Raw genomic sequence first — 25551 nt, forward strand, 5'->3', positions numbered from 1 at the left:
ACACTGGCCTCAATACACGTCGAGCCGGTAGCGGCGATCGCGCTGCAGCGCCGAGAGATAGGCGCCCGCCTCGTCGCGATCGAGGCCGCCGTGTTCGGCAACGATATCCGTCAACGCGGCATGAACATCAGGCGCCATGCGCGCGCTGTCCCCGCAAACGTAGAGATATGCGCCCTCCTCGAGCCACGCATAGACATCGCGGCCCTGCCGGCGCAGGCGATCCTGCACGTAGGTCTTCGGCGCGGCGTCGCGCGAGAACGCGAGATCGAGCCGGCTCAAGACGCCGTTCTTGACCAACTCCTGCCACTCGACCTGATACAGGAAGTCGCTGCGGAAATTGCGCTCGCCGAAAAACAGCCAGGAGCGGCCGGACGCGCCCCGCGCCTCCCGCTCCTGCATGAAGGCGCGGTATGGCGCCACGCCGGTGCCGGCGCCTATCATCAGGATCGGCACGTCGTCGTCCGGCAGATGGAAGTGATCGTTGGACTGGATATAGACCGGAACCGTGGCGTCCGCCTCGGTGCGAGCCGCAAGATATCCGGAGGCGACGCCGGTGCGCGGCACGTCGTGCAGCGTGTAGCGCACGGTGCTGATCGTGAGATGCGCCTCGTCCGGAGCGGCGGCAAGGCTCGAGGCGATCGAGTAGAGCCGCGGCTGTAACGGCCGCAGCCCGGCGACGAATTGCGCGGCGTCGATGCCGGACGCCGGAAACCGGCTGACAACGTCGAGAATGTGATGGTTGTGCTGGAACGCCGCGCGGGCCTCCTTCTGATCAGGCGCGCGCAACGCCTGCAGGTCCGCAGACCCCGTGAGGTCGGCCCAATGATCGATAAAACGCGGCGTCAACGCCGTGATCTCGAACGTCCCGCTCAACGCCTCCCCAAGGCTTGTCGTACCCTGCTTCACCGTTACCGGGGTATCGGCTGACAGCGACAGCTTCTCCAGCACGGCATCGACGAGTGCCGGATCGTTGCGCGGCACGATGCCGAGCGCGTCACCCGGCTGATAGATCAAGCCGGAGTCCGCCAGCGACACCTCGATATGACGGGTCTCCTTGGAGGACCCACGCCCGGTCAGCACAATATTGTCGATAACTGCGGCCTGAAACGGATGCTTCTTGTCGAATGTCGCAGACGCGGGCGCACCGCTCTGCGCCGCAGCCACCGATGCCGGGGCAGAGACCGGCGTTGACGCTGATGGCGCAAGGTTGGTGACAACAGCTGCAATCCAGGCGTCCGCAGCGTCCTCGTAATCGACATCGCAATCGACACGATCGGCGAGACGCTGCGCGCCCAGTTCCTCGAGCCGCCGGTCGACCCGCTTGCCAGCCTCGCAGTATTTTTCATAGGTCGAATCGCCCAGCGCCAGCACCGCATAGCGCAACTGCGGCAATTTGGGCGCTTTGCGGCTTTCCAGAAATTCGAAAAAGCCGACGGCGGTCTGCGGTGCATCGCCCTCAGCATGAGTGCTTGTGATGACGAGCAGATCCTGCTCGTCCTTGAGGCCGCGCGGCTTGTAGTCCGCCATATCGACGAGACGCGCCTTGATGCCTTTGGCCTCGGCTTTGGCAGCGAGCGTTTTGGCCAGAGCCTTGCTGTTTCCGGTCTCGCTGCCGAACAGGACCGTCAGGAGCCGCGTCGCAGGCGCTGCGGTGAGAAGGCCGCTCTCGGAAGGCGGCGCAAGCTCCGCGACATCCGCCGCCGCTGCGCCAGTCCACGCCCGATGGCTGAGACCGGCGAAATAGCCGCTGATCCAGGTCGCCTGTTCATGACTGAGAGACGTCGCGAGCTGGTTGACCTGCGTCCACTGATCCGTCGTGAGCGCTGAACCTGGAAATTCCAATTTTGTCATCGCAAGCAAACCTCGGAGAGCGAACTGCCGGCCGCCGCGATTACGCTTCAGAGGTCGGGTCGAGTCGCTGAACGAAACGGAAATCTTCCGCCGTTATCGACAATTCGGCCTCTTGAATAGGGCTGGTTTGGCAGAGAAAACAATGCGTTATTGAAAAAAAGAATATTACCCTTCGATGCGTGGCGGGAGCGAAACGATTATTTCGTTGCTACGCTCATTTTTAGCATCGAGGGAGAGTGCCCATGACACTCAAAATCGGCGCCGGCGCGCTGGCCGTTTTACCTTGCGTCGGTGCCGCAAAGAGTAACCACGCGAGTCTTGCAGAACGGGGAATTGTTTCAGCTTGATGAGGGCATCAGCGATTTGCCGCCCTCGTTGCGGCGTGGGTATCGGGCGTGAGCGACTCGATTGAATGGAGTGCTCGCGTTTTTCGCACCCCGCATCGATCAACAATCGTTGAAAAACCGAACGCCGGAATCAATGGACCATCGAAATAGCAATGGTGCTCAACCCTCCCCGCGATGCAGGAAGGGTTGAATCGCGTGCGTCGGCGTCAGTGCAGCTTGCGCTTCGGCACCCGCGGTTCGAGTTGCTCGATGTCCGCGGTCTGCGGTGCCTCGCCGTTGAACGTGAGCGCGCCGCCTTTCACCGAAATCGCGACATGGTCGCCGTCGTGGACCTTGCCCGCCAAAATCATTTCAGCGAGCGGGTCCTGCACGTTGCGCTGGATCACGCGCTTGAGCGGGCGCGCGCCATAGGCGGGGTCCCAGCCTTTCTCGGCCAGCCTGTCGCGCGCGGAGGCATCGAGATCGAGCACAATCTTGCGGTCTTCCAGCAGCTTTTGCAGCCGGGCGAACTGGATTTCCACGATCCGGCCCATCTCGCTCTTCTGCAACCGATGGAACAGGATGATCTCGTCGACGCGGTTGAGAAATTCAGGACGGAAGTGCGCGCGCACCTTCTCCATCACCTGCTCGCGCACCGCGCCGGTGTCCTCGCCCTCGGGCTGGTTGACCAAAAACTCCGAACCGAGGTTCGAGGTCATGATGATCAAGGTGTTGCGGAAATCCACCGTGCGGCCCTGACCGTCGGTCAGCCGGCCGTCGTCGAGTACCTGCAGCAGCACGTTGAACACATCCGGATGCGCCTTCTCGATCTCGTCGAACAACACGACCTGATAGGGCCGCCGCCGCACCGCCTCAGTCAGCGCCCCGCCCTCCTCGTAACCGACATAGCCGGGAGGCGCGCCGATCAGCCGCGCCACCGAGTGCTTCTCCATGTATTCGGACATGTCGATGCGAACCATCGCGGTCTCGTTGTCGAACAGATCGGCGGCGAGCGCCTTGGTCAGTTCGGTCTTGCCGACGCCAGTCGGCCCCAGGAACATGAACGAGCCCATCGGCCGGTTGGGATCCTGCAGGCCCGCGCGGGCACGCCGCACTGCCGTGGCGACCGCGCGCACCGCTTCGCCCTGTCCGACGACACGCGCCGCAAGGCTCTCTTCCATCCGCAGCAGCTTTTCCTTCTCGCCCTCAAGCATCTTGTCGACGGGAACGCCGGTCCAGCGCGACACCACCTGAGCGATGCTGTCCGGCGTCACCGTCTCATTCATCGTCGTGCTGTCTTCGCCGGCCTCGATGGTCGCGAGACGCTTTTCGAGTTCGGGAATCCGTCCATAGGCCAGTTCGCCGGCCTTCTGGTATTCGCCGCGCCGCTGCGCGTTGGCGAGTTCGATCCGGGCCTGATCCAGTTCGCTCTTGAGCTTGGCGGCGTCCGACAGCTTGCCCTTCTCCGCGTTCCAGCGCGAGGTCAGGTCCGCCGACTGCTTTTCCAGATCGACCAGCTCCTTCTCGAGGTTCGCAAGGCGCGTCCTGGAGCCGGCATCGTTCTCCTTCTTCAGCGCCTCCTGCTCAATCTTCAATCTAACGATCTCGCGGTCAAGCGAGTCGAGCGCTTCCGGCTTGGAGTCGACCTGCATCTTCAGCCGCGCCGCCGCCTCGTCCACCAGATCGATGGCCTTGTCGGGCAGGAAGCGGTCGGTGATATAACGGTTGGACAGGGTGGCGGCCGCGACCAGCGCGCTGTCGGCGATGCGGACGCCGTGATGCTGTTCGTACTTGTCCTTCAGCCCGCGCAGGATCGAGACGGTGTCCTCGACCGTCGGCTCGGACACGAAGATCGGCTGGAAGCGCCGCGCCAATGCCGCATCCTTTTCGACATGCTTGCGGTACTCATTGAGCGTGGTCGCGCCAACGCAGTGCAGCTCGCCGCGCGCCAGCGCCGGCTTCAACAGATTTGACGCATCCATGGCGCCGTCGCCCTTGCCGGCGCCGATCAGCGTGTGCATCTCGTCGATGAACAGGACGATGCCGCCGGCGGCCGACGTCATTTCCTGCAACACCGCCTTGAGCCGCTCCTCGAACTCGCCGCGGTATTTGGCGCCTGCGATCAGCGACCCGAGATCGAGCGCGAGCAGCTTCTTGTCCTTGAGGCTTTCCGGCACGTCGCCATTGACGATGCGCAGCGCCAGGCCTTCCGCGATCGCGGTCTTGCCGACGCCGGGCTCGCCGATCAGCACCGGATTGTTTTTGGTGCGACGTGACAGCACCTGGATCGTGCGGCGGATTTCCTCGTCGCGGCCGATCACCGGATCGAGCTTGCCGTCGCGCGCCGCTTGCGTGAGATCGCGGGCATATTTCTTCAGCGCGTCATAGGCGTTTTCCGCCGTGGCGCTATCCGCGGTCCGCCCCTTGCGCAGCGCATTGATCGCCGCGTTGAGGTTCTGAGGGGTGACGCCTCCGTCCTTCAGCAACTTGGAGGCTTCGCTGTCCTTGTCGAGCGACAACGCCTGCAGCAGCCGTTCCACCGTGACAAAGCTGTCGCCGGCCTTCTCGGCGGCCTGCTCGGCGGCATCGAACGCGCGCACCGTTGCCGGTGCCAGATAGATCTGGCCCGCGCCAGCGCCCGACACCTTCGACATCTTGTTGAGTGCGGCTTCGGTCGCCTTCAGGATCGCGCGCGAATTGCCGCCGGCGCGGTCGATCAGGCTCCCCGCCAGACCTTCGCTGTCGTCGAGCAGCACCTTCAGGATATGAAGCGGCGTAAATTGCTGGTGGCTTTCGCGCGCCGCCAGCGATTGCGCGGACTGGATGAAACCGCGCACCCGCTCGGTATACTTTTCAATATTCATGGAGATCTCCCTCAGCCTGCCGCTCCTGCCCCGAAGGCACAGAAGCGACATCTTCATTGGGTTTCCGCTGGCCGCGTTGACGTTCCTCAACCGGCAGCGGTCGGCACGCCGGATCGTCGATCCAGCCTGTGGCAAATGTAGGAATACGCTCCCAGGAAATGAAGGGGCGTCGCGTCGAAGCCGATGGCATGGCCGCCCCGAATCCCTTAAAGGACCCTATGTCTGCTATGATAGATGCGGCCGTCGCTGCCCTCTACCGCTATCCCGTCAAGGGCCTGTCCGCCGAAGCCCTGCCCCATGCAATCCTGAGCCCCGGCAAAACGGTTCCCGGCGACCGCAGCTATGCCATCGAAAACGGTCCCACCGGTTTCGACCCGGCCGCGCCTCGGTATTTTCCAAAGTCCCGGTTCCTGATGCTGATGCGCGATGAGCGGCTCGCCGCGCTCCGCAGCCGCTACGACGACGCCAGTCGGACCCTCACCATCCACGCCAATGGCGAGGAGGCGGTGCGCGCCGATCTCGGCACGGCCGAGGGCCGCGCCACGGTCGAGCGGTTCTTCGCCGCCAACTTCACCCAGGAACTCAAGGGACCGCCGCAGGTTCTCGTCGGCAATGGACACAGTTTTTCGGACGTCGCAAGGAAGGTGGTTTCGATCATCAACCTCGGCAGCGTCGCCGCCATCGAGACAATGGTCGGGCAGCCGGTTCATCCGCTACGCTTCCGCGCCAATCTTTACATCCGTGGCTGGCCGGCCTGGAGCGAACTCGACCTGCTCGAGCGCACGCTCGCGATCGGCGACATCCGGCTCAAGGTGGTCAAGCGCATCGTCCGATGCACGGCCACCAACGTCGACCCGGAGGCAGCAGTTCGCGATCTCGACATTCCACGCACGCTGATGCGAACGCTGGGGCATTGCGATTGCGGGGTCTATGCGGAAGTCGTCACCGGCGGCACGATCAGGATCGACGACAAGGTCGAAACGCTTGGAGAAACCCTCGCGTAAACGGGCGACCGCGGTTCTTCCTTCTCTCCCATGCTCCGCGGGAGGCAAGCACGGACGGCATCCATGGGGGAAAAGCGGGGCTTGTCGAAACTTGCCCCGCCCGCCCTGGTTCACCGAGGTACCCTCTCTCAAAGGGAGAGGGCGAAAACGGCACCACACACCTCAGTTCGGCACCACATAGGCATAGATGCGCCCGCGCGGATAGACCGACTCCGCGACGCGATGGCCGTGATTGCCCGACACGACAATGGGGTTGCCGCGCCGATCGATGCCGCTGACGACGCCGACATGGCCGCCGCCGCGTCGGCTCATGACAGCGATGGCGCCGACCTGTGGGCCGGAGACCCGCCGCCCGTAATGCGCGAATGAACTCGCCATGTCAGAACCAGTTCCCTTATGCCCGGAGCGCTTCAGAACCATATTCATGAAGCGCGCGCACCAGAGCCGGCTGCGGCCGGTGGGATTGCCACCGATGTAGCGGCGTGCTTCGGCGACGATATTCGACACGAAGCCCCCATCCGAAAATCCGGTTTCGTCCGCATTCGAGCGCAACGCCCGCGTGTGACGGCGCCTATGCTGATGATGGCGATACCGGTGGTGCCGGCGAACGTGATGATGGTGTTTGTGGTGATGAACGTGCGCGTGATGTCCCGCACGATGATGAGGCCTTGCCGAGGCCGGCGCCGCGAATGCGACGACCGCCAACGAACACACCGCCAGTGCCAGGATACGCGGCAGCCGGCGAAACGCAACTAACTGAAACATACATGCACCCCTGTGACACCCTCCGGTGTCGAGTCGTTGTGACACCCTCCGGTGTCGCGCAATCCTTAACAAAGAATCACCGCACCCGCCTAAAAAGGTTAAATATGTCTAAAACATGGCAACTATAGGATAATTTAATGTCAACAAAAGTTGCGCGTTGTATTGATACAGAAATATCGACGCACGAAAACATGGTTGAACGGCACTAAACGCAGAACATATCCGCGCAGGTTTTCGTCTGTCGTTGTTTTACTTCTCGTGTCTACGACAAACCCATCAGCAAACAATCTTCTTAGTGGAATCGACATGCCGTAACGCCGCGACCAAAGACAACGTGCGCCTCTCGAGGAAGCCGGCAGCGGCAGGCCGATCCTGTTCGTGCATGAATTCTCTGCGGGCTTCCAACATATCGGCCCGCGCAAGCCGGGAGCCGCAAATGCGCTACTTACACCGCAGCATCACAGGCCCGGCGCGGTTACACGCCATCGGATAAGTCCGGCATCGGACAGTTCCTGCTACGAGGACTTCCGCGACGATGCGGTCGCAATCCGCGATCATCTCAAGACCAAGACCGCGCCGACTTCGCGAACGGCTATGGCCACCGACCGGCCCGCCGGATGGCGTTCGAGATCGGGGACCCGATCGATGTTGGCTACTTGTTCTTCTCCGCCCGGCTGAGCAGAAACACGCCCTGCTCCCCGAACATGTTCCAGAACCACCACGGCGCGTTGAATCGCAGCGGCCGTCCGTAAAGATCGAGCGCGACCGCACGCTCCATCTTGACATTGATCTCGTCGCAGAGCTGGACGAAATCCTTGATGGTGCAAAAATGGATATTCGGCGTGTCGTACCAAGTCGCCGGCAGGTTATCCGTGCGCGGCATGTGGCCGCCGACCAGAAGCTGAACCCGCATCTTCCAGTAGCCGAAATTCGGGAATGATACGATGGCGCCGTGGCCGATCCGCAGCAGATTTTCCAGCACGGCCTTCGGTTGCCGCGTCGCCTGCAGGGTCTGCGACAGGATCACGTAATCAAAGGCGTCGTCGGGATAGTTGACCAGGTCGGTGTCGGCGTCGCCCTGCACCACCGCTAAGCCTTTGGCGACGCAATGATTGACGCCCTCGCGCGACAGTTCGATGCCGCGGCCGTCGATGCCGCGCGTCTCGAGCAGTTGCAAGAGGTCACCGTCGCCGCAGCCGACGTCCAGGACCTTCGAATTGGGCTCGATCATCTCGGCCAGCAGGAGATGATCGCTGCGATAGCGGCCACCCGCCGGCGGCGCGACGTCATTCAGCGGCAGGGTCGGTTGCTCTACGCTCATGTCACTCACCTGCGGCTGCCAGACCGCGGGCCTTTCCCGCCGATTCCAGGAACGCGTGCGCGATGTCGAAAAATTCGGGAACATCGAGCAGGAAGGCGTCGTGGCCGCGATCGGTCTCGATCTCCGCGAACGAGACCCGCGCACCGCCGGCATTGAGCGCATGTACGGTTGCGCGCGATTCAGAGGTCGGGAACAACCAGTCACTCGTGAACGACACCACGCAGAACCGGGTCCGCGTATGGCGAAACGCGGCGGCCAGCACGCCGTTGTGATCGGCCGCGATGTCGAAATAATCCATCGCCCGCGTCAGATAGAGATAGCAGTTGGCGTCAAAACGCTCGACGAACGACGATCCCTGGTGGCGCAGATAGCTCTCCACCTGAAAATCCGCATCGAAGGAAAATGTCGGCAGTTCGCGGTCCTGCATCCGTCGTCCGAACTTGCGATGCAGCGCCGCGTCAGACAGATAGGTAATATGCGCGGCCATCCGCGCCACGCCGAGACCCCGGTGCGGATGGGTGCCCTGCTCGACATAGCGGCCGTCGCGCCAGTCGGGGTCGGCCATCACCGCCTGCCGTCCCAACTCGTGAAACGCGATGTTCTGCGCGGAGTGGCGCGTACTGCATGCGATCGGCAGCGCTGAAAACACGCGTTGCGGATAGGCCGTGCACCACTGCAACACCTGCATGCCGCCCATGGAGCCGCCGACCACCGAAAACAGCGTGTCGATGCTCAGGCGATCGATCAGCATGGCCTGCGCGCGCACCATGTCGGGAATGGTGATGACCGGAAAATCCAGCCCCCATACCGCGCCGGTCGCAGGATTGATCGAGGCGGGACCGGTCGAACCCATGCAGCCGCCGATCACGTTGGTGCAGATGACGAAATACCTGTCGGTGTCGAGCGGCTTGCCAGGCCCCACCAGGGTCACCCACCAGCCGGGCTTGCCGGTGACCGGATGGACGTTGGCAACATGCTGATCCCCGGTCAGCGCATGGCAGACCAGGATGGCGTTGGACTTTCCGGCGTTGAGTTCGCCGTAGGTCTGATAGGCGATCTGGAAAGGCGCGAGATCGATTCCGCAATCGAGCGACAGCGGTTGATCGCCGCTGAACAACGCGACCTGCGAGGTGGGATGGTCTGCTTCCTGGGCTCGATACTCGGCGTGAGCCGGGGTCGGTACCGATTGCACGTTTACCATCCTGACACTGGCCTCCTCCGGGGCTTCGAAGAAACCGCGGATCACAGGCCATAAAAAACCGGCCTGAACATGGGTTCGGCCGGGATCAGGATTTCGCTGTCCCCGGCCTGTTTAGCGAGTTGTTTAACGTGGCTGCAAGCCGGCCGGCTCAAATGACCACGGAATAACCGAAACCTAATCCCGCAGGCGGTTTTCGTCAAGACAAGCCATTTCGTTAAGACAAGCCATGGCGGGCAATGTTTTCTTTGCTTTCATGCGCCTACTTTCCTATCAATGCGGCCGCTGGTGGAATTAATTTACCATTCGCGACCCGTTATTTGCCGAAGACCCCGACGCAAATGTCCTTTTGCGCTGACATTCGCAAAAGGCGCTCCCTGAAACGGGATGGGAATGGCAGAACCGGACCGCTAGATTCTGATTCAACTGCGTTAAATCAGAATCTAGCGTTACCCTTTTGATTGAGCATGATCTTATCCGAAAACCGGTTTCCACTTTTCGGGATCATGCTCTAGCCGCCGCCCCGTTCGCCCGGCCGACGAGTTGCATCCATGACCAAAGTCCCCCCCGCGCCATCATCCCTGCAGGAACTGCGCAAAGAGATCGACGCCATCGACGAGGAGGTGCACAGCCTGCTGATGCGGCGCGGCGACATCATCGACCGCCTGATCTCGGTGAAGCAGACCCAGGAAATCGGATCCGCATTTCGACCGGCGCGAGAAGCCGACATGATGCGCCGTCTGGCGCAGCGTCATCGCGGCATCCTGCCGCTCGACACCGTCGAGAGCATCTGGCGCGTCATCATCTCGACCTTCACCTACGTGCAGGCGCCTTTTTCGCTGCATGCCGATCTGTCGCTCGGCGAATCCGCGATGCGGGATTCCGCACGCTTCCACTTTGGCTTCACGGTCCCCTTCGTGCCGCATTTCAATGCGCAGGCGGCCGTGGAAGCGGTGGCGAATTCGAAAGGCGATCTTGCCCTGGTCTCGGCGACCTCGAGCCGCGCGCCATGGTGGCTCGCGCTTGAAGCCGACGGCGCGCCGAAAATCATCGCCCGCCTGCCCTTCATCGAGCGCGCCGACCACCCGGCGGCGCTGCCGGTGTTCGTCATCTCGCGGGTCGCCGACAATGCGCGGGTCACCGAAGTAGAGACCTGGAGCGTGCGCGTGTCCGGCTGGAATGCCGATACCGCCCGTGCGCTGTCGCCGCTCGCCGAGATCGTTGCCGTGCCCGATACCGCCTTCGACGGCGCTGCGCTGCTGGTGTCCGTCACGGGAGACACCAGCCTCGATACGATCAAATCGGCGCTGTTTGAGGCCGGCGCTTCGGTCCGTTCGACCGCCCTCGTCGGCAGCCACGCAACACGCTATACGATGCCCTCCAGCGGGGCGGCCAACGCTTAATCCCGATAGTCCGGAGTCAATGATGTCCCGACCGGTGCCGAATCCCGGCATTCTCGATATTGCGCCCTACACGCCCGGCAAGAGCCCGGTGCCGGAAGCGGGCCGCAAGGTGTTCAAGCTGTCGGCCAACGAAACGCCGTTCGGCCCCTCGCCGAAGGCGATGGACGCTTACCGCAATGCCGTGGCGCATCTTCAGGACTACCCGGAAGGCACCTCGCGCGTGCTGCGCGAGGCCATCGGGCGCGCCTACGGCCTCGACCCGGACCGCATCATCTGCGGCGCGGGGTCCGACGAGATCCTCAACCTGCTCGCGCACGTCTATCTCAGCGACGGCGATGAGGCTATTTCGACCACGCACGGCTTTCTGGTGTACCCGATCGCGACCACCGCAAACGGCGCGACCAACGTCGTCGCGCCGGAAATCGATTACACCGCCGACGTCGATGCGATCCTCAAGCGGGTAACGCCAAAGACCAAGATGGTCTGGCTCGCCAATCCGAACAACCCGACCGGCACCTATCTTCCCTTCGACGAGATCAAGCGGTTGCGCGCGGGCCTGCCGTCGCATGTGCTGCTGGTGCTCGACGCCGCCTATTCCGATTATGTATCGCGCAACGACTACGAATTCGGCATCGAACTGGCGGCGACGACGGAGAACACCGTGCTGACGCATACCTTCTCCAAGATCCATGGCCTGGCCTCGCTGCGGATCGGCTGGATGTTCGGCCCGGCGCATATCGTGGATGCAGTGAACCGGATTCGCGGCCCCTTCAACGTCTCGACGCCGGCGATGCTTGCGGCTGCGGCTGCGATCGAGGATACCGCGCACGTCCAGATGTCGAAGGTTCACACCGAAAAGTGGCGTAACTGGCTGACGAATGAAGTGACAAAACTCGGCCTCAAGGTAACGCCGAGCGTGACGAACTTCATCCTGATCCACTTCCCGACGACGAAGGGCAAGACCGCGTCTGAGGCCGATGCGTTCCTGACCAAACACGGCCTCGTGCTGCGCGCGCTCGACAGTTACGGTCTGCCGAATGCCCTGCGCATGACCATCGGCACCGAGGAAGCCAATCGCCTGGTAGCGGACGGCTTGCGCGACTTCATGGCGCAGACATGACCGCAGCGCCCTCATTCCAGCGGATCGCGCTGATCGGCTTCGGCCTGATCGGCGGTTCGATTGCGCGCGCCGCGCGCGCGCAAGGCCTCGCCGGCGAAATCGTCGTCACCGCACGCTCCGCGACGACGCGTGCGCGGGTGACGGAACTCGGCATCGCCGATCGCGTGGTGGAAACCAACGCCGAAGCCGCTGATGGCGCCGACCTCGTGATCCTCTGCATCCCGGTCGGGGCGTGCGGAGCGGTGGCGCAGGAGATCGCATCCCGCCTCAAGCCGGGCGCCATCATCTCCGATGTCGGATCGGTGAAAGGCGCCGTCGTCCGCGACATGGCCCCGCATCTGCCCGCCGGGGTGCATTTCGTTCCCGCGCATCCGGTGGCAGGGACCGAGCACTCTGGTCCGGATTCCGGTTTTGCCGAACTGTTCATCAACCGCTGGTGCATCCTGACGCCGCCCGAGGGGACGGATCCCGCCGCGGTGGACAAGCTCCGCGTGTTCTGGACCGCGATCGGCGCCAGGGTCGAGACCATGACACCCGAGCATCACGATCTGGTGCTGGCAATCACCAGCCATCTGCCGCACCTGATCGCCTACACCATCGTCGGCACCGCCGACGAGCTCGGCGAGGTCACATCCTCGGAAGTGATGAAATTCTCCGCCGGCGGCTTTCGCGACTTCACCCGGATCGCGGCCTCCGATCCCACCATGTGGCGCGACGTATTTTTGACCAACAAGGACGCGGTGCTGGAAATGCTCGGCACTTTCAGCGAGGACCTCTCCAAGCTGACGCGCGCCATGCGCCGCGGCGATGGAGAAGCGCTGTTCGAGCATTTTACCCGCACCCGCGCGATCCGCCGCGGCATCGTCGAGATCGGCCAGGACTCTGCTGCCCCCGACTTCGGACGGCTGCAAACGAGCGCGGCGAAGAAGCCATAGTGGTCATTGCCGGACTTGATCCGGCAATCCATCGTCTTACGCGAAAAGCAATGGATGCGCGGGTCAAGCCCGCGCACGACAGCCAAGGCAGATGTCAGCGCGCGCTCAGAACAGCGGCGGCGTCTGGGCGATTTTCAGCGGTCCGACGAAGACCGCGCCGTCGACGAACCGCAACGGGAAGGAGCGCGCTTTCTTGCCTTCCAGCGTTGCCTCCTGACCAATCGCGGCGACGCCCGCGGCGACGCCGACGTTGGCGTTCTCACGCACGGCCTTGCCCAACCCCGGAATCGCCCGGTCCAGCGCACCGAACAGATTGTCGATATCCCGTGTCTTCACGCCCGGCGCGACCTTGTCGAGGGTGCCCTGCGGCACACCCTGCTCCAGCATTTTATCGATTCCGAGCGCCGGAATCACCTTCTCGAAACCGGTCGCCGTCATATTCAACTGGCCATCAAGGTGTCCGTCGGCCGTGAGACCGAGCGAGCCGGCGGCAATCGCAATCAGATCACCCTGCTGGATGCGCGACTGCTTGATCTCGACGCGGCCGCCCGCCGCCTGCAATTCGCGAAACCGCACCGGCCAGGGCTTTGGCGTGAAATCCTTCAGCCCGTGCACTATCGCGCGGACATCGGCATTGAACGGCTTGGTCAGCACTGGATGAACGTCGCGAAGGCTTGCCCCGGTCAATTCGAGGACGGTCTCGATCGTCGGGTGATCCGGTTTGGAGTTCTCCGCAATGCGACCGTGAAGCTCCACATGGCTGGCGCGCGCAAACGGGGTCTGCCCCGAGGCCGCGATGCGGTTGATCGACAAATCGTCGAATACGATATCCGCACTCTGCGGAGGACCTGGCAATCCGACGATGCTGCTGCGTGCGGTCTTCCAGTTGACGACCATCACCGGCTGCCCGTGCTGGGACAGGGTCGCCGGACCTTTGAACGCTGCGATCAGCAGTTTCGGAGTGTATATCTGCGAGATCACAAAGATGTCCCCGAGGCGCGCGGTCAGGGCAGCGGCCTGATCGGCCGTCTGCGACTTCAGTTCGACGGTCGCATCCTCGCAGTTAACCTCCAGACGGAACGGAAATCCCGTGAGGGTCCGTTTGGCACAATCAAAGGTGCGCCCGGACGCGGCTTCGCGCGCGCGCCAAACATCGACGGTCCGATCGACCTGCGAGGCCGCATAGAACCAGAACGCGCTCCACGCCGCGGCGGCGATGACCACCAGCACGGGCATGACGAAAATGGGCCAACGACGGTACTTGGTGGAAGGGGCGGCGGTGGTGACGGTCATGCGCGGAGGTAGACCCGTGAATTTTGTCAAATCGGCGGTCGCCTCGGACCATAGTCGCGCTGTTCCGGCAAAACCAGCCCTTTCAATTCCGCTTCGCCTGGCCGCGCGGGTCTGTTAGAGCATTTTCCGGCTACCCGGTTAGCCGCAGGAAAATGCTCTCAGTTAATAACTTGCGCGTATTCTGATCGCAAAAGCCGCTACCCACTTTTGCGGAATACGCGCTAGGCGTGCGCGGAATGAATGCTCAACGCCAATTCGAGCCGCCTTCCGGCCCTTCCGACGACGACCTCTGGGTGTTCGGTTATGGCTCGCTGATGTGGCGGCCTGGGTTCGATTTTGCAGAGCAGGTCCCGGCGCGATTGATCGGCGAGCACCGGGCGCTCTGCGTCTATTCGTTCGACCACCGCGGAACTCCGGAAAAGCCGGGGCTGGTTCTCGGCCTCGACCGCGGAGGTGCCTGCCGGGGCATCGCGTTCCGGGTTGCGGCTGGCCGGCGCGAGGCAACGATCGCTTACTTGCGCGGGCGCGAGCAGACCACCCACGTCTACCGCGAGGTGATGCGCTCGGTTTGGCTCGCGGACGACGCCCGCCGGCGGGTCGGCGCCCTGGCCTATGTCGTCGATCGCGGCCATGTCCAGTATGCCGGACGGCTGACGCTCTCCGAACAGGTCCGTTACGTCCGGCAGGGGCATGGCCGCTCCGGACATAATCGCGACTACGTGCTGTCCACGGTGAGGTCGATCGAGGCACAGGGCTTTCGCGACCCGAACCTTCACCGGTTGGCCGAATTGCTGCACGACGATACGCCGGTGCGCGGCTAGGGCGTTTTCGAGCGAAGTGGGTATCGGTTCGCGTGAAGAAAACGCGTCAATTCAAAATCTTAGAGCCTCGCTTCTGATTTCATCATAAGCGAAAAGGCACTAGTCTAGAGCCCTTCCACCGGCGCGTCCGGCACCCGTCCGAACAACCGCGCCTGCTCGCGCCGCCCCGCTTCCACCAGGCTGCCGGTCGCCCCCTCGATCGACGCCGTCAGCCGCGACATGAATTCGTCGCGCCGCAATCCGGGCGGCAGCGGATCGAGGAACTCGACCGTAATCGTTCCCGGATAGCGCAGGAATGTCCGGCGCGGCCAGCACAGACCGGAATTGAGCGCCACCGGCACGCACGGCACGTCGCCCTCGGCATAGATCATGGCGACACCGCTTTTGTACGCCGGCGGCGCCCCGGCCGGACGCCGCGTCCCTTCCGGGAAAATGACGAGCTGACGCCCGCGATGCATCTGCTCCTGCGTCATCCTGGCCAGCATCTTGAGCGAGCGTATGCCGGCCTTGCGGTCGATGCCGATCATGCCGGCCTTCATCAGGTACCAGCCGAAGAACGGAATCCAGTTCAGCTCGCGCTTGAGGATGAAGATCGGCTGATCGAGGAATTGAAGCAGCGCAAAGGTTTCCCACATCGACTGATGCTTCGAGGCGACAATCAGCGGGCCCGGCGGAATCTTGTCAATGCCACGATACTCGGTTCTGGTATTGCATATCACGCGCATCAGCCAGACGTTCCAGCGCCCCCAGGCCTTTGCCACGCCGAGAATGGCCGCGCGCGGCATCAGGAACGTCGGCAGCGCAGTAACAAGCCAGATCGCCATCGTCAGATAGAACAGGACGTTGAAGGCCAGCGAGCGCAGAAAAATCGAAGTCATCGAAAATCCAATTCCGTAGCGCAGGTCGCCGGGCTAACCCGACGCCGGCCGTCGCGGCGCGACCGATCCGGTCGGCTGATCGCCGATCTCGGGGAAGAGTTCCAGGCCAAGATAGGCCAGGCGAACCCGCACCTCCGCGGCGAGGTATTTGGCATACTCCGATAGCAAGAGCCGCAGGGTCGCACCACTCGTCCACCACGGCTCTTCGCGCCACTTGTCGCCGATCACCACGAACGGAATCAGGGTGACGTCCGGCATCGCATGCGACAATTCGACGATGGCGCGGGGCATATGATAGTTCGAGGTCACCACGATCAGCGAATGGAAGCCTTGCTCGTCGACCCAGCGCCGCGTCTCGCTGGCGTTGCTCCGGGTGTTGACCGCCGAGCGATCGAGATCGACGCAGCAGGTCAATATCCGCTGGCTGTCCGGCAACGAGCGCGAAATATCGCTAATTCCGTTGGTCGGGTGGACCCCCGAGATCAGCAGCCGCTTGCCGTAGCCGCCGGCCAGCAGCTCGACCGCGTCGGAAATCCGCGACGAGCCGCCGGTGAGCACAACGATACCGTCGGCATTGCTGGCGGGCTTGGTCTCGACGCCGCGCAGTTGCGACAGAAATGCGACGAAGCCCACCGCCGCGCCGACAAAGACGATCCCGGCGGCGGCAACCACGGCCGCGAGCAGCGTGGCGCGACACCGCGCCGGCGCCCGGCGCGAGGTTTCCGGCTTGTCATGACGGGCTTGTTCACTCATCCGTTCGATGTTCCTGGTCCCCGACTTTAGTGCGTTTCGGGGCGAAGTGGAATCCGGCCGCACCGGGAAAAACGTGAGGCCTGAAACAGTTGCTCAGTCGATATCGTCCAGCGTCGCAAACAAGGTGCGGCGGGAGGCGAAGGCAGTGATCGCCGCGATCAGGACCGCCTGCGCCGCCAGCACGAGATAGCCGGAGGGGCGCAGCGAAAACGTGCCCAGCAGCGCCGCGAACTGATCCCCGACCGGCGTTCCGGAGAACCAGCTGGCGATCGATTCGGAGAACCCGAACATCAGCATCGCGGCGACGCAGCCGATTGCACCGCCCTCGAACCCGAGCCGCAGGAAATGCCGCAGGAAGCGATTGGCGATGTAGCGATCGCTCGCGCCGACGAAATGCAACACCTCGACGATCGGGCGATTGGCCGCCATCGCGCCCCGGGTCGCGAAGGATACCGAGATAATGGTCGCAATGATGACCAGGGCAAGGACACCGATCCCGGCGAACACCGTCGCGCCGGTCATCGATCGCATCCGGTCGATCCAGGCGCGATGGTCGTCCACGCTGGCCGACGGCGCCAGTTGCGCCACACGGCTGCGAAGCCCTTTCAGGTCCAGCCTGGACCCCGGCGCGACGCGAGCCACGATCATCCGCGGCACCGGCAGATCGTCGAGCGACAGACCGCTGCCAAGCCACGGCTCCAGCAGCTTGCCCGATTCCTCCTTGGTGTACGGCCTGACATCGAGGATACCCGGCTCCGCGCGCATCGCGCTGGCGACCGCGGTTACGTCGCGCTCGATGTCGCGCCCGGCGACAGGACGCACCTGGATGGTGATTTCGCTCGCGACCTCCGACTGCCATTCCGCGGCCGAGGCGCTGACCAGCAGCACCGCCCCGGTCGTGATCGAGGCCAGAAAGGTCATGATGGCGACGACGGCCACCAGCGCACGGCCTGCGATCGAGGCGCGCGGCACGATCGGCGACATGTTGCGCGCGCGGGCCGGCACCTGCGGGCGTTCGAGCCCGAGATCCACCAGGACACCATGATCATCGCCCGCGTTACTCATAGATGTGCAGCCGTCCCTGGTGCAGCACCAGCCGCCGCGCGTCGTACTGGTCCATCAGCGTGATGTCGTGGGTAGCGATGATAACCGCCGTGCCGGTTTTGTTCAGCTCGATGAACAGCCGCAGCAAACGCCGCCCGAGCGTCGGATCGACGTTGCCGGTCGGTTCGTCCGCCAGCAGAAGCTGCGGGCGCGCGATCACCGCGCGGGCGATCGCCGCGCGCTGCTTCTCGCCGCCGGACAGGATCGGCGGCAGCGCATCCATGCGTTCGCCGAGACCCACCCATTTCAGAAGGTCGATGACTTCGCGCCGGTAGGTCGACTCATCCCGCCCCATCACGCGGAATGGCAATGCGACGTTCTCGTAGGTAGTCATGTGATCGAGCAAGCGAAAGTCCTGGAGCACGATGCCGATACGCTTGCGCAGATCGGCGATCGCGTCCTTGCCCAGCAGCGAGACGTCCTGACCGAACAGGTTGACGAGTCCCCGCGTCGGCCGCAGCGACAGAAACAACAGCCGCAGCAGGGAGGTTTTTCCGGCACCGGACGGGCCGGTGAGGAACTGGAACGAATGGGCGGGAATCTGAAAGCTGAGGTCACGCAAAATCTCCGGGCCGAGCCCGTAGCGCAAGCCGACATTTTCGAACCGGATCAAGCCTGGCTCCGTTCGATGGACGCGGGACGGGACAGGCGGCGTCACCCCGGACTTGCGCGTCCCCGTGGTCTTTCCGGAACGGCGGCCGTCGATCAATCCCGTTGTGCGTCGGTTATGGTTTCCGATTCGTTAACGGTCGGCGCATAGACTCCGGACAGCGTTATTCCGGCGAGTCGTCCATGCACATCGTCTGCCCTCATTGTACGACATCCTATGCGGTCGATTCCGCAAGTTTCGGCGAAGCGGGCCGTACCGTCCGCTGCTCGCGCTGCAAGGAAACCTGGCGGGCGACGCCTGAAAATATTGCCGTCACCGCGGTGCGCGTCCCTTCGATGGCGGAAGCGGACGAGGCGGCGGAATGGAACCAGCCTCCACAGACCGGCGACATCCCCTCCATCGACAGTCCGCCGATCGCCAGCGAGCTGCCGGAATCCCCGGAACTTGAGGGCTTGCAGCAGGATCTCGCCGGCGCCGGGACGTCGCCGGCACAACAGGACAATACGCCCCAGGACGGCAAACGTCCGCGCTCGGCCGCCACCTCGCGGCTCGGCGCCCTGCTCAAGCCCTCATTCGCGCTGCGCCGGCCTGCGGTCAATCTGAACACGGTCTGCGCCGCGATGGCCGCCATGGTGCTGGCCCTGGTCATCTGGCGCGTCGAGATCGTGCGGCTGCTGCCGCAAACCGCAATATTCTATCGGCTGGCCGGGCTGGAAGTGAACCTGCGTGGATTGGCGTTCAAGGACGTCAAGATGTCGAGCGAAACCGTCGACGGCAAGCCGGTGCTGGTGATCGAAGGCATGATCGTTGCGCAAACCCGCAAGCCGGTCGAACTGCCGCGTCTGCGCTTCAGCGTCCGTGACGCGCACGACACGGAGATCTACGCCTGGAACGCGGTGCTCGAACAGCCCGCGCTCAAGCCCGGCGAGAGCGCCTGGTTCCGTACACGGCTGGCGTCCCCGCCACCGGAAGGCCGCAGTATCGACGTTCGTTTCTTCAACCGGCAGGACCTTGCCGCGGGAGGCGGAGCGTAACCCGTGGCGCGTATTCTGATTGCCGACGACGAGGACTCGATGCGGTTGCTGGTGGCCCGCGCCGTCGCCATGGACGGCCACGAGACGGTGACCGCGGCTGACGGCGCCGAAGCGCTGGATATTTTGACCGGCGACGCGCGCGGCTTCGATCTGCTGCTCACCGACATCAAGATGCCGATCATGGACGGCATCGCACTGGCGCTAGCGGCGGCGCGCGATTTCCCCAATCTGGTCATCCTGCTGATGACGGGCTTCGCCGATCAGCGCGAGCGCGCGTCCGGTCTCAACGCCATCGTGCACGACGTCGTCACCAAGCCGTTTTCGGTGGCCGATATCCGCGCCGCCGTCGCCGGCGCGCTGACGGCGCGCCAGACGGGCAAGCGTTAACGGGACGTCAGTAATCCTTGAGCAGCCGCTCGATGTAATCGAGTTCGACCTTCGGCCGCGACGGATCGGCGAGACGTCGGCGCAATTCTTCGAGAATGCGGCGGACCCGCTGCACGTCGATTTCGCCGGGAATCTTGACAGTCATATCGTTGCCGAATTCCCGGCCACGCAGCGGCCGCCCCAGCGGGTCGGTCTGATTGCCGCCGTTCTGCCGGCCAGCCTGACTGCCCGGACCGTCCTCACTCTGCCCGTCACCCTCGCTTTGCTGCATGGCTTCGGCAAGGCTCCGGGCGCCCTTGCGCAGCGCATTCAGCGCCCGGCCTTGCGCGTCGACGGCGTCATCGGCATTGCCTTCACCAAGCCGACCGTCGGCCTCGCCCATGGCGGAATCGGCCTGACCGAGACCGTCCCCGCCGTCATCCTGACCGGCCTCCTGCCCCTGCTGGCCAGGCTGGCCCGGCCCCATTCCGCGTTTGGCGAGTTCCTGCTGCAATGTCCTGAGCCTGTCGTGCAGCGCCTGCTGATCCTGCTGCAGGCCGCCCATGGCATTCTGACCGTCGTGATCGCGAGGCGAATCCCGGCCCTGCTTGTAGGTCTTGTCGCGCAACTGCTGCTGCTTGCGGATCATGTCGCCGAGTTCGTTCAGCGACTGCTGCATGTCGCCGTCCTCGCCCTGGCCCTGACCCGGCTGCGCCATCTGCAGATTCTCGAGCATTTGCTGCAACTGATCCAACAACTGCCTGGCGGCATCCTTGTCGCCGGAGCGCGACAGGCGCTCCATGCGCTCGATCATGTTGTCGAGGTCCTGCGGGCGCATAACCTTTGTGTTGCGATCGAGCGGACGCGCCAGTTTCTGCGGGTCGTTGCGCATCTGTTCGGCCAACTGCTGCACGTACTTGTCCAGCGCCGCGCGCAGGTTCTCGGTGAGCTTCTTGATCTCCTCGTCGCTCGCGCCGCGCTCCAATGCATCCTTCAGCGCATCCTGCGCCGCACGCAGCGCCTTTTCGACGTCGGTGATATTGCCATCCTCGATGGTGACGGCGAGCGCCCAAAGGCTGGCGACGACCTCGCGCAACTGGGCGTCGGTATGCGCCTCCTCGAGCTGCCTGGTCACGCTGTGAAGACCGAGATATTCGCCCACCTTGGGAGTGAACACCTCTGGCGCGATCAGGAGGGCATCGAGCGCGGTATAGACTTGGGTTTTCTGATTGGCGTCCAGCGCCAGGATACGGCGCTGCTCGATCAGCGCGCGCGCAAGCGGTTTGGTGAACACCCGTTCCGGCAGGCGCACGTCGAACGGCTCGCTGCGTCCCTCGTTCCCGGCGTCGTCGCGCGCGGTCAGCGTCAACGTCACATCGGCGCCGGCATAGGGGCTCTCGCTCAGATCCTTGACGGTCTGCCCGATCCCGTTGCGGGTTCGCGCATTCGGCAACGCCAACGCGAATTGCGGCGGGTCGAACAGCGGGCGCGCGGTCGCACCGTCCTTTGCGGCGGATTCGGTTCGAGCCGAGAAGACCGCATGGGCTTCGGTCACGCCGTAGTCGTCCTCCATGCGATAGGACAACCGCAACGATCCGCGCGCCCGGCGTTCCGGATGCTTTGCCAGCGATATGGCCGGGGCGCGATCGGGAATAGCGCTGAATGTCCATTGCGGCTGCCCCGACGGCGCACGCACATGGGCCGCGCCATCGGTGGCAATGGTGAAATGCCGTTGGTTGGTGCCTTCCGGCGGCTTGTCGGTCGCAGTCGATTCAGTCACGCCGCCGCTGACCGCGACGTCGAGGCGGCCTCCGCTCGAGCGAACGATCAGCGCGCTGCCCGCAGGCACCGGAAGCGCTGCGGTATCGGATGGCGCGGCATCCTTGTTCGCCGCTGACAGGATGATCGGAGGCTTGCCGGTATAGGGCGGCGGCGCGACCCAGGCATCGACCCTGACATTGGCCGACGCCAGCACGCCGTTCCAGTCGAATGCGGCAGCCACCCGCTCGCTTCTTTCGCCGCCAGCGGCGATGAAGGTTGCGACCATCAGCACCACCACCAGCGCGCGCAGCGCCCAGCGGTCATGCATCGCCAGCCGCGGCGACGGCAGTCCGGCGCGAATACGCTTGATCGACGCCAGCGTGCGCGCGCGCTGCGCCTGCCACAATGCCAGCGCGACCGGATCCCGGCTCACCAGCGTGTCGGCGAGCGTGGTTACCGGGCGATGACGCGTGCCGGCGCTGCGGTCGAGCCGGCTCAGCCCGTCCTCGCGGCTGGGCCAGCGGAACCTGATGGCAGGCGCCGCAGCCGCCAGCGACAATAGGGCAAATGCAGCAAGTGCAACGGCGCGTCCCGCCGCCGGCAGCACAAGCCACAGGCCGGCCCAGGATACGGCCAGAAACAGCCCGGCGACGCAGAGCAGCCGCGCCAGATGCGGCCAGGCCCTTTCCCACGCGATTACCCATCTTGCGCGCCGCAAGGCTTTTGTCAGTCCAGGCCCCGCCGCCGCACGCCGGCCACGGTCCTGACCGGTTGGATCTGGGGTTGCGCCGTTCAACTCACTCTCCGGGCTGCTGGAGCTATTCCGGCTTTGATGGAATTAAAGCCGGGCCTCAGCTTATTTTTTGACGCGTTTTCCTGACGCGAACCGAGGACATGCTTCGCTCGAAAATGCTATAAAACAGCACCCTACCACGGCGGCGGCAATGAGGCATCGGCGACCAGGCCATAACCGCCAGATTTGCAAGCTGGAACTGGTATCCGCTTTGCGCGAAAATGATCAGTCGAACAAGCTCGGCGTGTGATTGACGGCCGCGCCCTCGATGGCGAGCATTTTCAGCTTGGCGGCGATGCCGCCGTTGGCCGAGAAGCCTCCCGGCTTGTCGCCGGCGGCGAGCACGCGATGGCACGGCACCACGATCGGACACGGATTGCGGCCGAGCGCCTGACCGACATCGCGCGACAGTTCGACGCCGCCGAGGCGTCTGGCGATGTCGCCATAGGTCACGGTCCGACCCGGCGGAATGCTGCGGGCGATGTCATAAACGCCGCGATCGAATTCGCAGACGCCGTCGAGGTCGAGCACTACGTCGGACAAATCCTTCGGCTTGCCCTCAAGCAATGCGATCATGCCATCGATCGCGGTCCGCACCCCGGCAGGCGGTATCGCCTCCGCGAGCTTGCCAAAGCGCTGACGGATGCGCGCCCGGGTCTTGTCCTCGTCCGACAGCGGCAATTGCACCGCTTTGATGCCGCGCGCGCTCCAGACGATGCCGCACGTCCCGATCGCCGTGTCGAATAGCGCGAACTCGAGATCCCTCACCTCTTTACTCATGGCCCGCTCCGTCTGCGATGCCGAGCAACGATTTCCACGGCCGGACTGGACCGCACAGGACTTTTACGACGCGACGGCGCGCTCCATTGCCACTTCGGCCTTGAGGTGGTCGATGTCACGGTAGATCGAGGACACCGCCAGCACGCGGCCCTGATGCTTGTAGCGTAGCAGGCAATCCCGATCCGCGACGCTGCCCTCGACCTCGATCTGGTCCCACTTCAACGCGTGGCCGACATAGTTGATCGGCACGTCGTAGTGCTGGCTCCAGAAGAACGGCACGGCGTCGTACTTTTCGCGGTGTCCCAGCATGTTGCGCGCGGCGACCTGTCCCTGACGCTGCGCCACCACCCAGTGCTCGACGCGGATGGTTTCCCCGGAACGCGGATCCGGCCAGCGCACGATGTCGCCGGCCGCATAGATACCGGGCGCGCTCGTTTCCAGGAACTCGTTGACGAGTACGCCGCGGTCGATCTTCAAGCCGGCCTTTTCCGCAAGCTCCAGGCGCGGCTTCACGCCGACGCCGAAGACGACGACATCGGCCTCCAGCGTTCCGCCGCTACTGAGCGTCACCTTCCGTTCGCCGATCGCGGCGACGGTGTCCTCCAGATGGAAGATGACGCCATGCTCTTCGTGCAGCGCGCGGACGAAATCGCCCATTTCCGCGCCGAGGATGCGTTCCATCGGGCGGGACTCCGGCGCAACGACATGAACCTCGATATCGCGGGCACGCAAGGACGCCGCGACCTCGAGGCCGATGAAGCTCGCGCCGATGACAACCGCCCGCTGCGCCGTCCTGGCCGCCTCGACGATGGCGCGGCAATCTTTGAGCGACCGCAGGGTATGGACGTGCGGCAGGTTGGCGCCGGGAATCGGCAGCCGGACCGGCTCGGCGCCGGTCGCCAGCAGCAGCCTGTCGTAGCCGATCACGCCGCCGGCGGTCGTGAGCTGGCGCGCTTTCGGATCGATGGCGGCAACGGTCGTGCGCAACCGCAGATCGATGCCGGACTGCTGGTAGAAATCGTCGGGGCGCAGCGGCAGCCAGTCCTCGGGCGCGGAACCGGCGAGATAGTCTTTCGACAGGTTCGGCCGGTCGACCGGCGCCGCATCGTCGCTGCTCAGCATCACGATGCCGCCTTTGTAGTCTTGCCGGCGCAGCATCTCGGCCGCCGCAAAACCGGCCGCGCCGCCGCCGACGATCACGATCTTTTCGGGATGATCCGGCTTCGCGACCTTGGCCGCCGGCCGCTCGCGTTGTCCGCGGACGAAAATCCGGCCGTCGCGCTGCTCGACCTCCCAGACGTCGAGCGCGTTGAAGGCGGGCGCGCGGATCGCCTCGCCGGTGCGCAGGTCGAAGCAGGCGTGATGCCATGGACACCGCACGGCGCCGTCAACGACGAGCCCGTCGGCGAGCGGTCCGTGGTAGTGGCTGCAGTGGGCATCGATGGCGAAAATCTCGGTCCCGTCGCGGACCAGCAGAATCTCCCGATCTCCGACATGGCCGACCAGCTTTCCATCCCTGAAATCGCCGGGATCGATACCCTGCGCCAGGTCCGGTCCACTCGGTTGAGTCTGCTTCTCAGCCATCTCTTTGGTCCTCTCGAGTTACGCGGCCGTCGGATTCGCGTGAGCCCATGCGGACAATCGCGATCCCTCCATACGCACGCTTTCACACCAGCGCGTGTACGGCAAGTTCACGCCCGTTAAGAGGGAATGGAAAGAAAAAGGTTCCGCCGGCGCGGAATCAGCCCGCGTGAGCAAGCATCCGCCGAACGGCTATGCCACCGTGCTGATTCAGAAAAGAACCGGCCCAGGCTGTTGTTGTCGGCTTTCAGGCGAACCGGCATCCCTTGCACGGACTGTCAGGATACGACACCTGCGGCGCCGTGAAGCAGGATTTACTCATCTTCGCCCTCGGACAACGCCCCAACGAGCTTGTCATAGTACTTGGCGACGAGATCGATATTGCCCTTGTTCTCGATCGCCGGCGCCGGCGTCTGCAACGCCGCGTTCATGTCGTCGAGCGCCTGCTTCTTCTCCTTCGATGGCATCTTGTTGTCGGCCTCGACCGCGGCGATCTGCTTCTTCAGCACCGCCTCGACGCCAATGTATTTCTTGGTGGCAGGGTCGAAGCCGGCGAGCACGAGGCTGATGTTGTCCACCACGTTGTTGTACTCTGCGTAGCTGGCGAAGCCGGACTTCTTCGAGATCGCCTCGAGCTCGGCTGCGACATGCGAATCCGGCTTCACATTCGGACTGTCCGGCAGCGTGTCGTCCAGCGCTTCCATGTCCTTCTGCGCCGTGAGGACACCTTGGATCTGCTTCTCGGTGAGCGCGATCTGCTTCATCGGCGCATCGGCGGGCGGCGCAGCCTCAGCCGGTGCGGCTGCCGGTTTGGCCTGTGCGAAGGCGTCGCCGCCCGAAAGAGCAGCGGCGGACAGCGTGAGCCCCGCAACGGCGATCGCGATAACGGCGGAGCGAACAATGTCACGCATGAGATTCTCCTCGGCTGGGCGTTTCACGAGTCGCACGGATGGAAATGACGACGTCGAGGCTATGGCGTTCGAAATGAAC

21 protein-coding genes and 1 riboswitch are annotated in these 25551 nt (G+C 63.9%); of the genes, 7 read left to right on the plus strand and 14 right to left on the minus strand.

Annotated features, from left to right (window positions below):
- Window positions 1-9 precede the first annotated feature (9 nt).
- The gene (locus tag V4R08_RS09015) at window positions 10-1851 is read right to left on the minus strand and encodes an assimilatory sulfite reductase (NADPH) flavoprotein subunit (RefSeq protein ID WP_335579048.1); all 1842 of its coding nucleotides are present in this window, start codon (window positions 1849-1851) and stop codon (window positions 10-12) included.
- 553 nt (window positions 1852-2404) lie between these two features.
- The gene (clpB, locus tag V4R08_RS09020; RefSeq protein ID WP_335579049.1) at window positions 2405-5041 is read right to left on the minus strand and encodes an ATP-dependent chaperone ClpB; all 2637 of its coding nucleotides are present in this window, start codon (window positions 5039-5041) and stop codon (window positions 2405-2407) included.
- A gap of 218 nt (window positions 5042-5259) precedes the next feature.
- Here clpB and V4R08_RS09025 point away from each other — a divergent pair, with 218 nt between their 5' ends.
- Window positions 5260-6045 carry an MOSC domain-containing protein gene (locus V4R08_RS09025; protein WP_335579050.1) on the plus strand — a complete coding sequence of 262 codons (786 nt, stop codon included), beginning with the start codon at window positions 5260-5262 and terminating at the stop codon, window positions 6043-6045.
- A 162-nt stretch (window positions 6046-6207) separates the two neighbouring features.
- On the opposite strand, the gene V4R08_RS09030 is transcribed toward V4R08_RS09025, so the two are convergent.
- The 3 genes from V4R08_RS09030 to metX form a co-directional block, all read right to left on the minus strand.
- Window positions 6208-6810 carry a TIGR02594 family protein gene (locus tag V4R08_RS09030; protein WP_335579051.1) on the minus strand — a complete coding sequence of 201 codons (603 nt, stop codon included), beginning with the start codon at window positions 6808-6810 and terminating at the stop codon, window positions 6208-6210.
- Between the two features lie 652 nt (window positions 6811-7462).
- Window positions 7463-8131 carry a methionine biosynthesis protein MetW gene (gene metW, locus V4R08_RS09035; RefSeq protein ID WP_335579052.1) on the minus strand — a complete coding sequence of 223 codons (669 nt, stop codon included), beginning with the start codon at window positions 8129-8131 and terminating at the stop codon, window positions 7463-7465.
- Window position 8132: 1 nt separating this feature from the next.
- Window positions 8133-9332, minus strand: coding sequence for a homoserine O-acetyltransferase MetX (gene metX, locus V4R08_RS09040; RefSeq protein ID WP_335579053.1), 1200 nt, complete (start codon window positions 9330-9332; stop codon window positions 8133-8135).
- Window positions 9333-9422: 90 nt separating this feature from the next.
- Window positions 9423-9502: riboswitch (SAM riboswitch) on the minus strand.
- A 378-nt stretch (window positions 9503-9880) separates the two neighbouring features.
- Here metX and V4R08_RS09045 point away from each other — a divergent pair.
- The 3 genes from V4R08_RS09045 to V4R08_RS09055 are packed head-to-tail and all read left to right on the plus strand — an operon-like array spanning window position 9881 to window position 12787.
- Complete coding sequence (locus tag V4R08_RS09045; RefSeq protein ID WP_335579054.1) at window positions 9881-10732, plus strand: chorismate mutase; 852 nt, start codon at window positions 9881-9883, stop codon at window positions 10730-10732.
- 22 nt (window positions 10733-10754) lie between these two features.
- A complete protein-coding gene (hisC, locus tag V4R08_RS09050; RefSeq protein WP_335579055.1) occupies window positions 10755-11852 on the plus strand; it encodes a histidinol-phosphate transaminase in 1098 nt (365 codons plus the stop codon).
- Window positions 11849-12787, plus strand: a complete 939-nt coding sequence (locus V4R08_RS09055) for a prephenate/arogenate dehydrogenase family protein (RefSeq protein WP_335579056.1) — start codon at window positions 11849-11851, stop codon at window positions 12785-12787. Before hisC ends, V4R08_RS09055 begins: the two co-directional genes overlap by 4 nt.
- 105 nt (window positions 12788-12892) lie before the next feature.
- Here the strand turns inward: V4R08_RS09055 and V4R08_RS09060 are convergent, their stop codons facing one another.
- The gene (locus V4R08_RS09060; protein WP_335579057.1) at window positions 12893-14080 is read right to left on the minus strand and encodes a DUF2125 domain-containing protein; all 1188 of its coding nucleotides are present in this window, start codon (window positions 14078-14080) and stop codon (window positions 12893-12895) included.
- A 236-nt stretch (window positions 14081-14316) separates the two neighbouring features.
- Between V4R08_RS09060 and V4R08_RS09065 the strand changes: the two genes are divergently transcribed.
- Entirely contained in the window at window positions 14317-14901 is a 585-nt protein-coding gene (locus tag V4R08_RS09065) for a gamma-glutamylcyclotransferase (protein ID WP_335579058.1), read from the plus strand.
- 104 nt (window positions 14902-15005) lie between these two features.
- Here V4R08_RS09065 and V4R08_RS09070 read toward each other — a convergent pair whose 3' ends face one another.
- From V4R08_RS09070 to ftsE, 4 genes are all read right to left on the minus strand, one after another.
- Entirely contained in the window at window positions 15006-15779 is a 774-nt protein-coding gene (locus V4R08_RS09070; protein WP_335579059.1) for a lysophospholipid acyltransferase family protein, read from the minus strand.
- Between the two features lie 33 nt (window positions 15780-15812).
- On the minus strand, window positions 15813-16532 hold the full coding sequence (locus V4R08_RS09075) for a YdcF family protein (protein ID WP_335579060.1): 720 nt from the start codon (window positions 16530-16532) through the stop codon (window positions 15813-15815).
- Window positions 16533-16625: 93 nt separating this feature from the next.
- Entirely contained in the window at window positions 16626-17597 is a 972-nt protein-coding gene (locus tag V4R08_RS09080; protein WP_335579061.1) for a cell division protein FtsX, read from the minus strand.
- Window positions 17590-18249 (minus strand): cell division ATP-binding protein FtsE, encoded by a 660-nt coding sequence (gene ftsE / locus V4R08_RS09085; protein ID WP_335579062.1) that lies wholly within the window; start codon window positions 18247-18249, stop codon window positions 17590-17592. The genes V4R08_RS09080 and ftsE overlap by 8 nt, the downstream gene beginning before the upstream one ends.
- A 179-nt stretch (window positions 18250-18428) precedes the next feature.
- On the opposite strand from ftsE, the gene V4R08_RS09090 reads away from it, so the two are divergent.
- Window positions 18429-19280 carry an MJ0042-type zinc finger domain-containing protein gene (locus tag V4R08_RS09090; RefSeq protein ID WP_335579063.1) on the plus strand — a complete coding sequence of 284 codons (852 nt, stop codon included), beginning with the start codon at window positions 18429-18431 and terminating at the stop codon, window positions 19278-19280.
- A gap of 3 nt (window positions 19281-19283) precedes the next feature.
- The gene (locus V4R08_RS09095; RefSeq protein ID WP_335579064.1) at window positions 19284-19667 is read left to right on the plus strand and encodes a response regulator; all 384 of its coding nucleotides are present in this window, start codon (window positions 19284-19286) and stop codon (window positions 19665-19667) included.
- Window positions 19668-19674: 7 nt separating this feature from the next.
- Here V4R08_RS09095 and V4R08_RS09100 read toward each other — a convergent pair whose 3' ends face one another.
- The 4 genes from V4R08_RS09100 to V4R08_RS09115 form a co-directional block, all read right to left on the minus strand.
- Window positions 19675-22203 (minus strand): TIGR02302 family protein, encoded by a 2529-nt coding sequence (locus tag V4R08_RS09100; protein WP_335579065.1) that lies wholly within the window; start codon window positions 22201-22203, stop codon window positions 19675-19677.
- A gap of 222 nt (window positions 22204-22425) precedes the next feature.
- Entirely contained in the window at window positions 22426-22980 is a 555-nt protein-coding gene (locus V4R08_RS09105) for a methylated-DNA--[protein]-cysteine S-methyltransferase (RefSeq protein ID WP_335579066.1), read from the minus strand.
- 63 nt (window positions 22981-23043) lie between these two features.
- The gene (locus V4R08_RS09110) at window positions 23044-24564 is read right to left on the minus strand and encodes an FAD-dependent oxidoreductase (protein WP_335579067.1); all 1521 of its coding nucleotides are present in this window, start codon (window positions 24562-24564) and stop codon (window positions 23044-23046) included.
- Between the two features lie 311 nt (window positions 24565-24875).
- Entirely contained in the window at window positions 24876-25472 is a 597-nt protein-coding gene (locus V4R08_RS09115) for a hypothetical protein (RefSeq protein WP_335579068.1), read from the minus strand.
- Window positions 25473-25551: the final 79 nt, after the last annotated feature.

Origin of the sequence: Nitrobacter sp. NHB1, assembly GCF_036964665.1 — a bacterium.
Taxonomy (GTDB): Bacteria; Pseudomonadota; Alphaproteobacteria; order Rhizobiales; family Xanthobacteraceae; genus Nitrobacter.

Coding starts and splice junctions, on each gene's coding strand:
- V4R08_RS09015 (WP_335579048.1), bottom strand. CDS start 1,851: ATGACAAAATTGGAATTTCCAGGTTCAGCGCTCACGACGGATCAGTGG.
- clpB (WP_335579049.1), bottom strand. CDS start 5,041: ATGAATATTGAAAAGTATACCGAGCGGGTGCGCGGTTTCATCCAGTCC.
- V4R08_RS09025 (WP_335579050.1), top strand. CDS start 5,260: ATGTCTGCTATGATAGATGCGGCCGTCGCTGCCCTCTACCGCTATCCC.
- V4R08_RS09030 (WP_335579051.1), bottom strand. CDS start 6,810: ATGTTTCAGTTAGTTGCGTTTCGCCGGCTGCCGCGTATCCTGGCACTG.
- metW (WP_335579052.1), bottom strand. CDS start 8,131: ATGAGCGTAGAGCAACCGACCCTGCCGCTGAATGACGTCGCGCCGCCG.
- metX (WP_335579053.1), bottom strand. CDS start 9,332: ATGGTAAACGTGCAATCGGTACCGACCCCGGCTCACGCCGAGTATCGA.
- V4R08_RS09045 (WP_335579054.1), top strand. CDS start 9,881: ATGACCAAAGTCCCCCCCGCGCCATCATCCCTGCAGGAACTGCGCAAA.
- hisC (WP_335579055.1), top strand. CDS start 10,755: ATGTCCCGACCGGTGCCGAATCCCGGCATTCTCGATATTGCGCCCTAC.
- V4R08_RS09055 (WP_335579056.1), top strand. CDS start 11,849: ATGACCGCAGCGCCCTCATTCCAGCGGATCGCGCTGATCGGCTTCGGC.
- V4R08_RS09060 (WP_335579057.1), bottom strand. CDS start 14,080: ATGACCGTCACCACCGCCGCCCCTTCCACCAAGTACCGTCGTTGGCCC.
- V4R08_RS09065 (WP_335579058.1), top strand. CDS start 14,317: ATGAATGCTCAACGCCAATTCGAGCCGCCTTCCGGCCCTTCCGACGAC.
- V4R08_RS09070 (WP_335579059.1), bottom strand. CDS start 15,779: ATGACTTCGATTTTTCTGCGCTCGCTGGCCTTCAACGTCCTGTTCTAT.
- V4R08_RS09075 (WP_335579060.1), bottom strand. CDS start 16,532: ATGAGTGAACAAGCCCGTCATGACAAGCCGGAAACCTCGCGCCGGGCG.
- V4R08_RS09080 (WP_335579061.1), bottom strand. CDS start 17,597: ATGAGTAACGCGGGCGATGATCATGGTGTCCTGGTGGATCTCGGGCTC.
- V4R08_RS09090 (WP_335579063.1), top strand. CDS start 18,429: ATGCACATCGTCTGCCCTCATTGTACGACATCCTATGCGGTCGATTCC.
- V4R08_RS09105 (WP_335579066.1), bottom strand. CDS start 22,980: ATGAGTAAAGAGGTGAGGGATCTCGAGTTCGCGCTATTCGACACGGCG.
- V4R08_RS09110 (WP_335579067.1), bottom strand. CDS start 24,564: ATGGCTGAGAAGCAGACTCAACCGAGTGGACCGGACCTGGCGCAGGGT.
- V4R08_RS09115 (WP_335579068.1), bottom strand. CDS start 25,472: ATGCGTGACATTGTTCGCTCCGCCGTTATCGCGATCGCCGTTGCGGGG.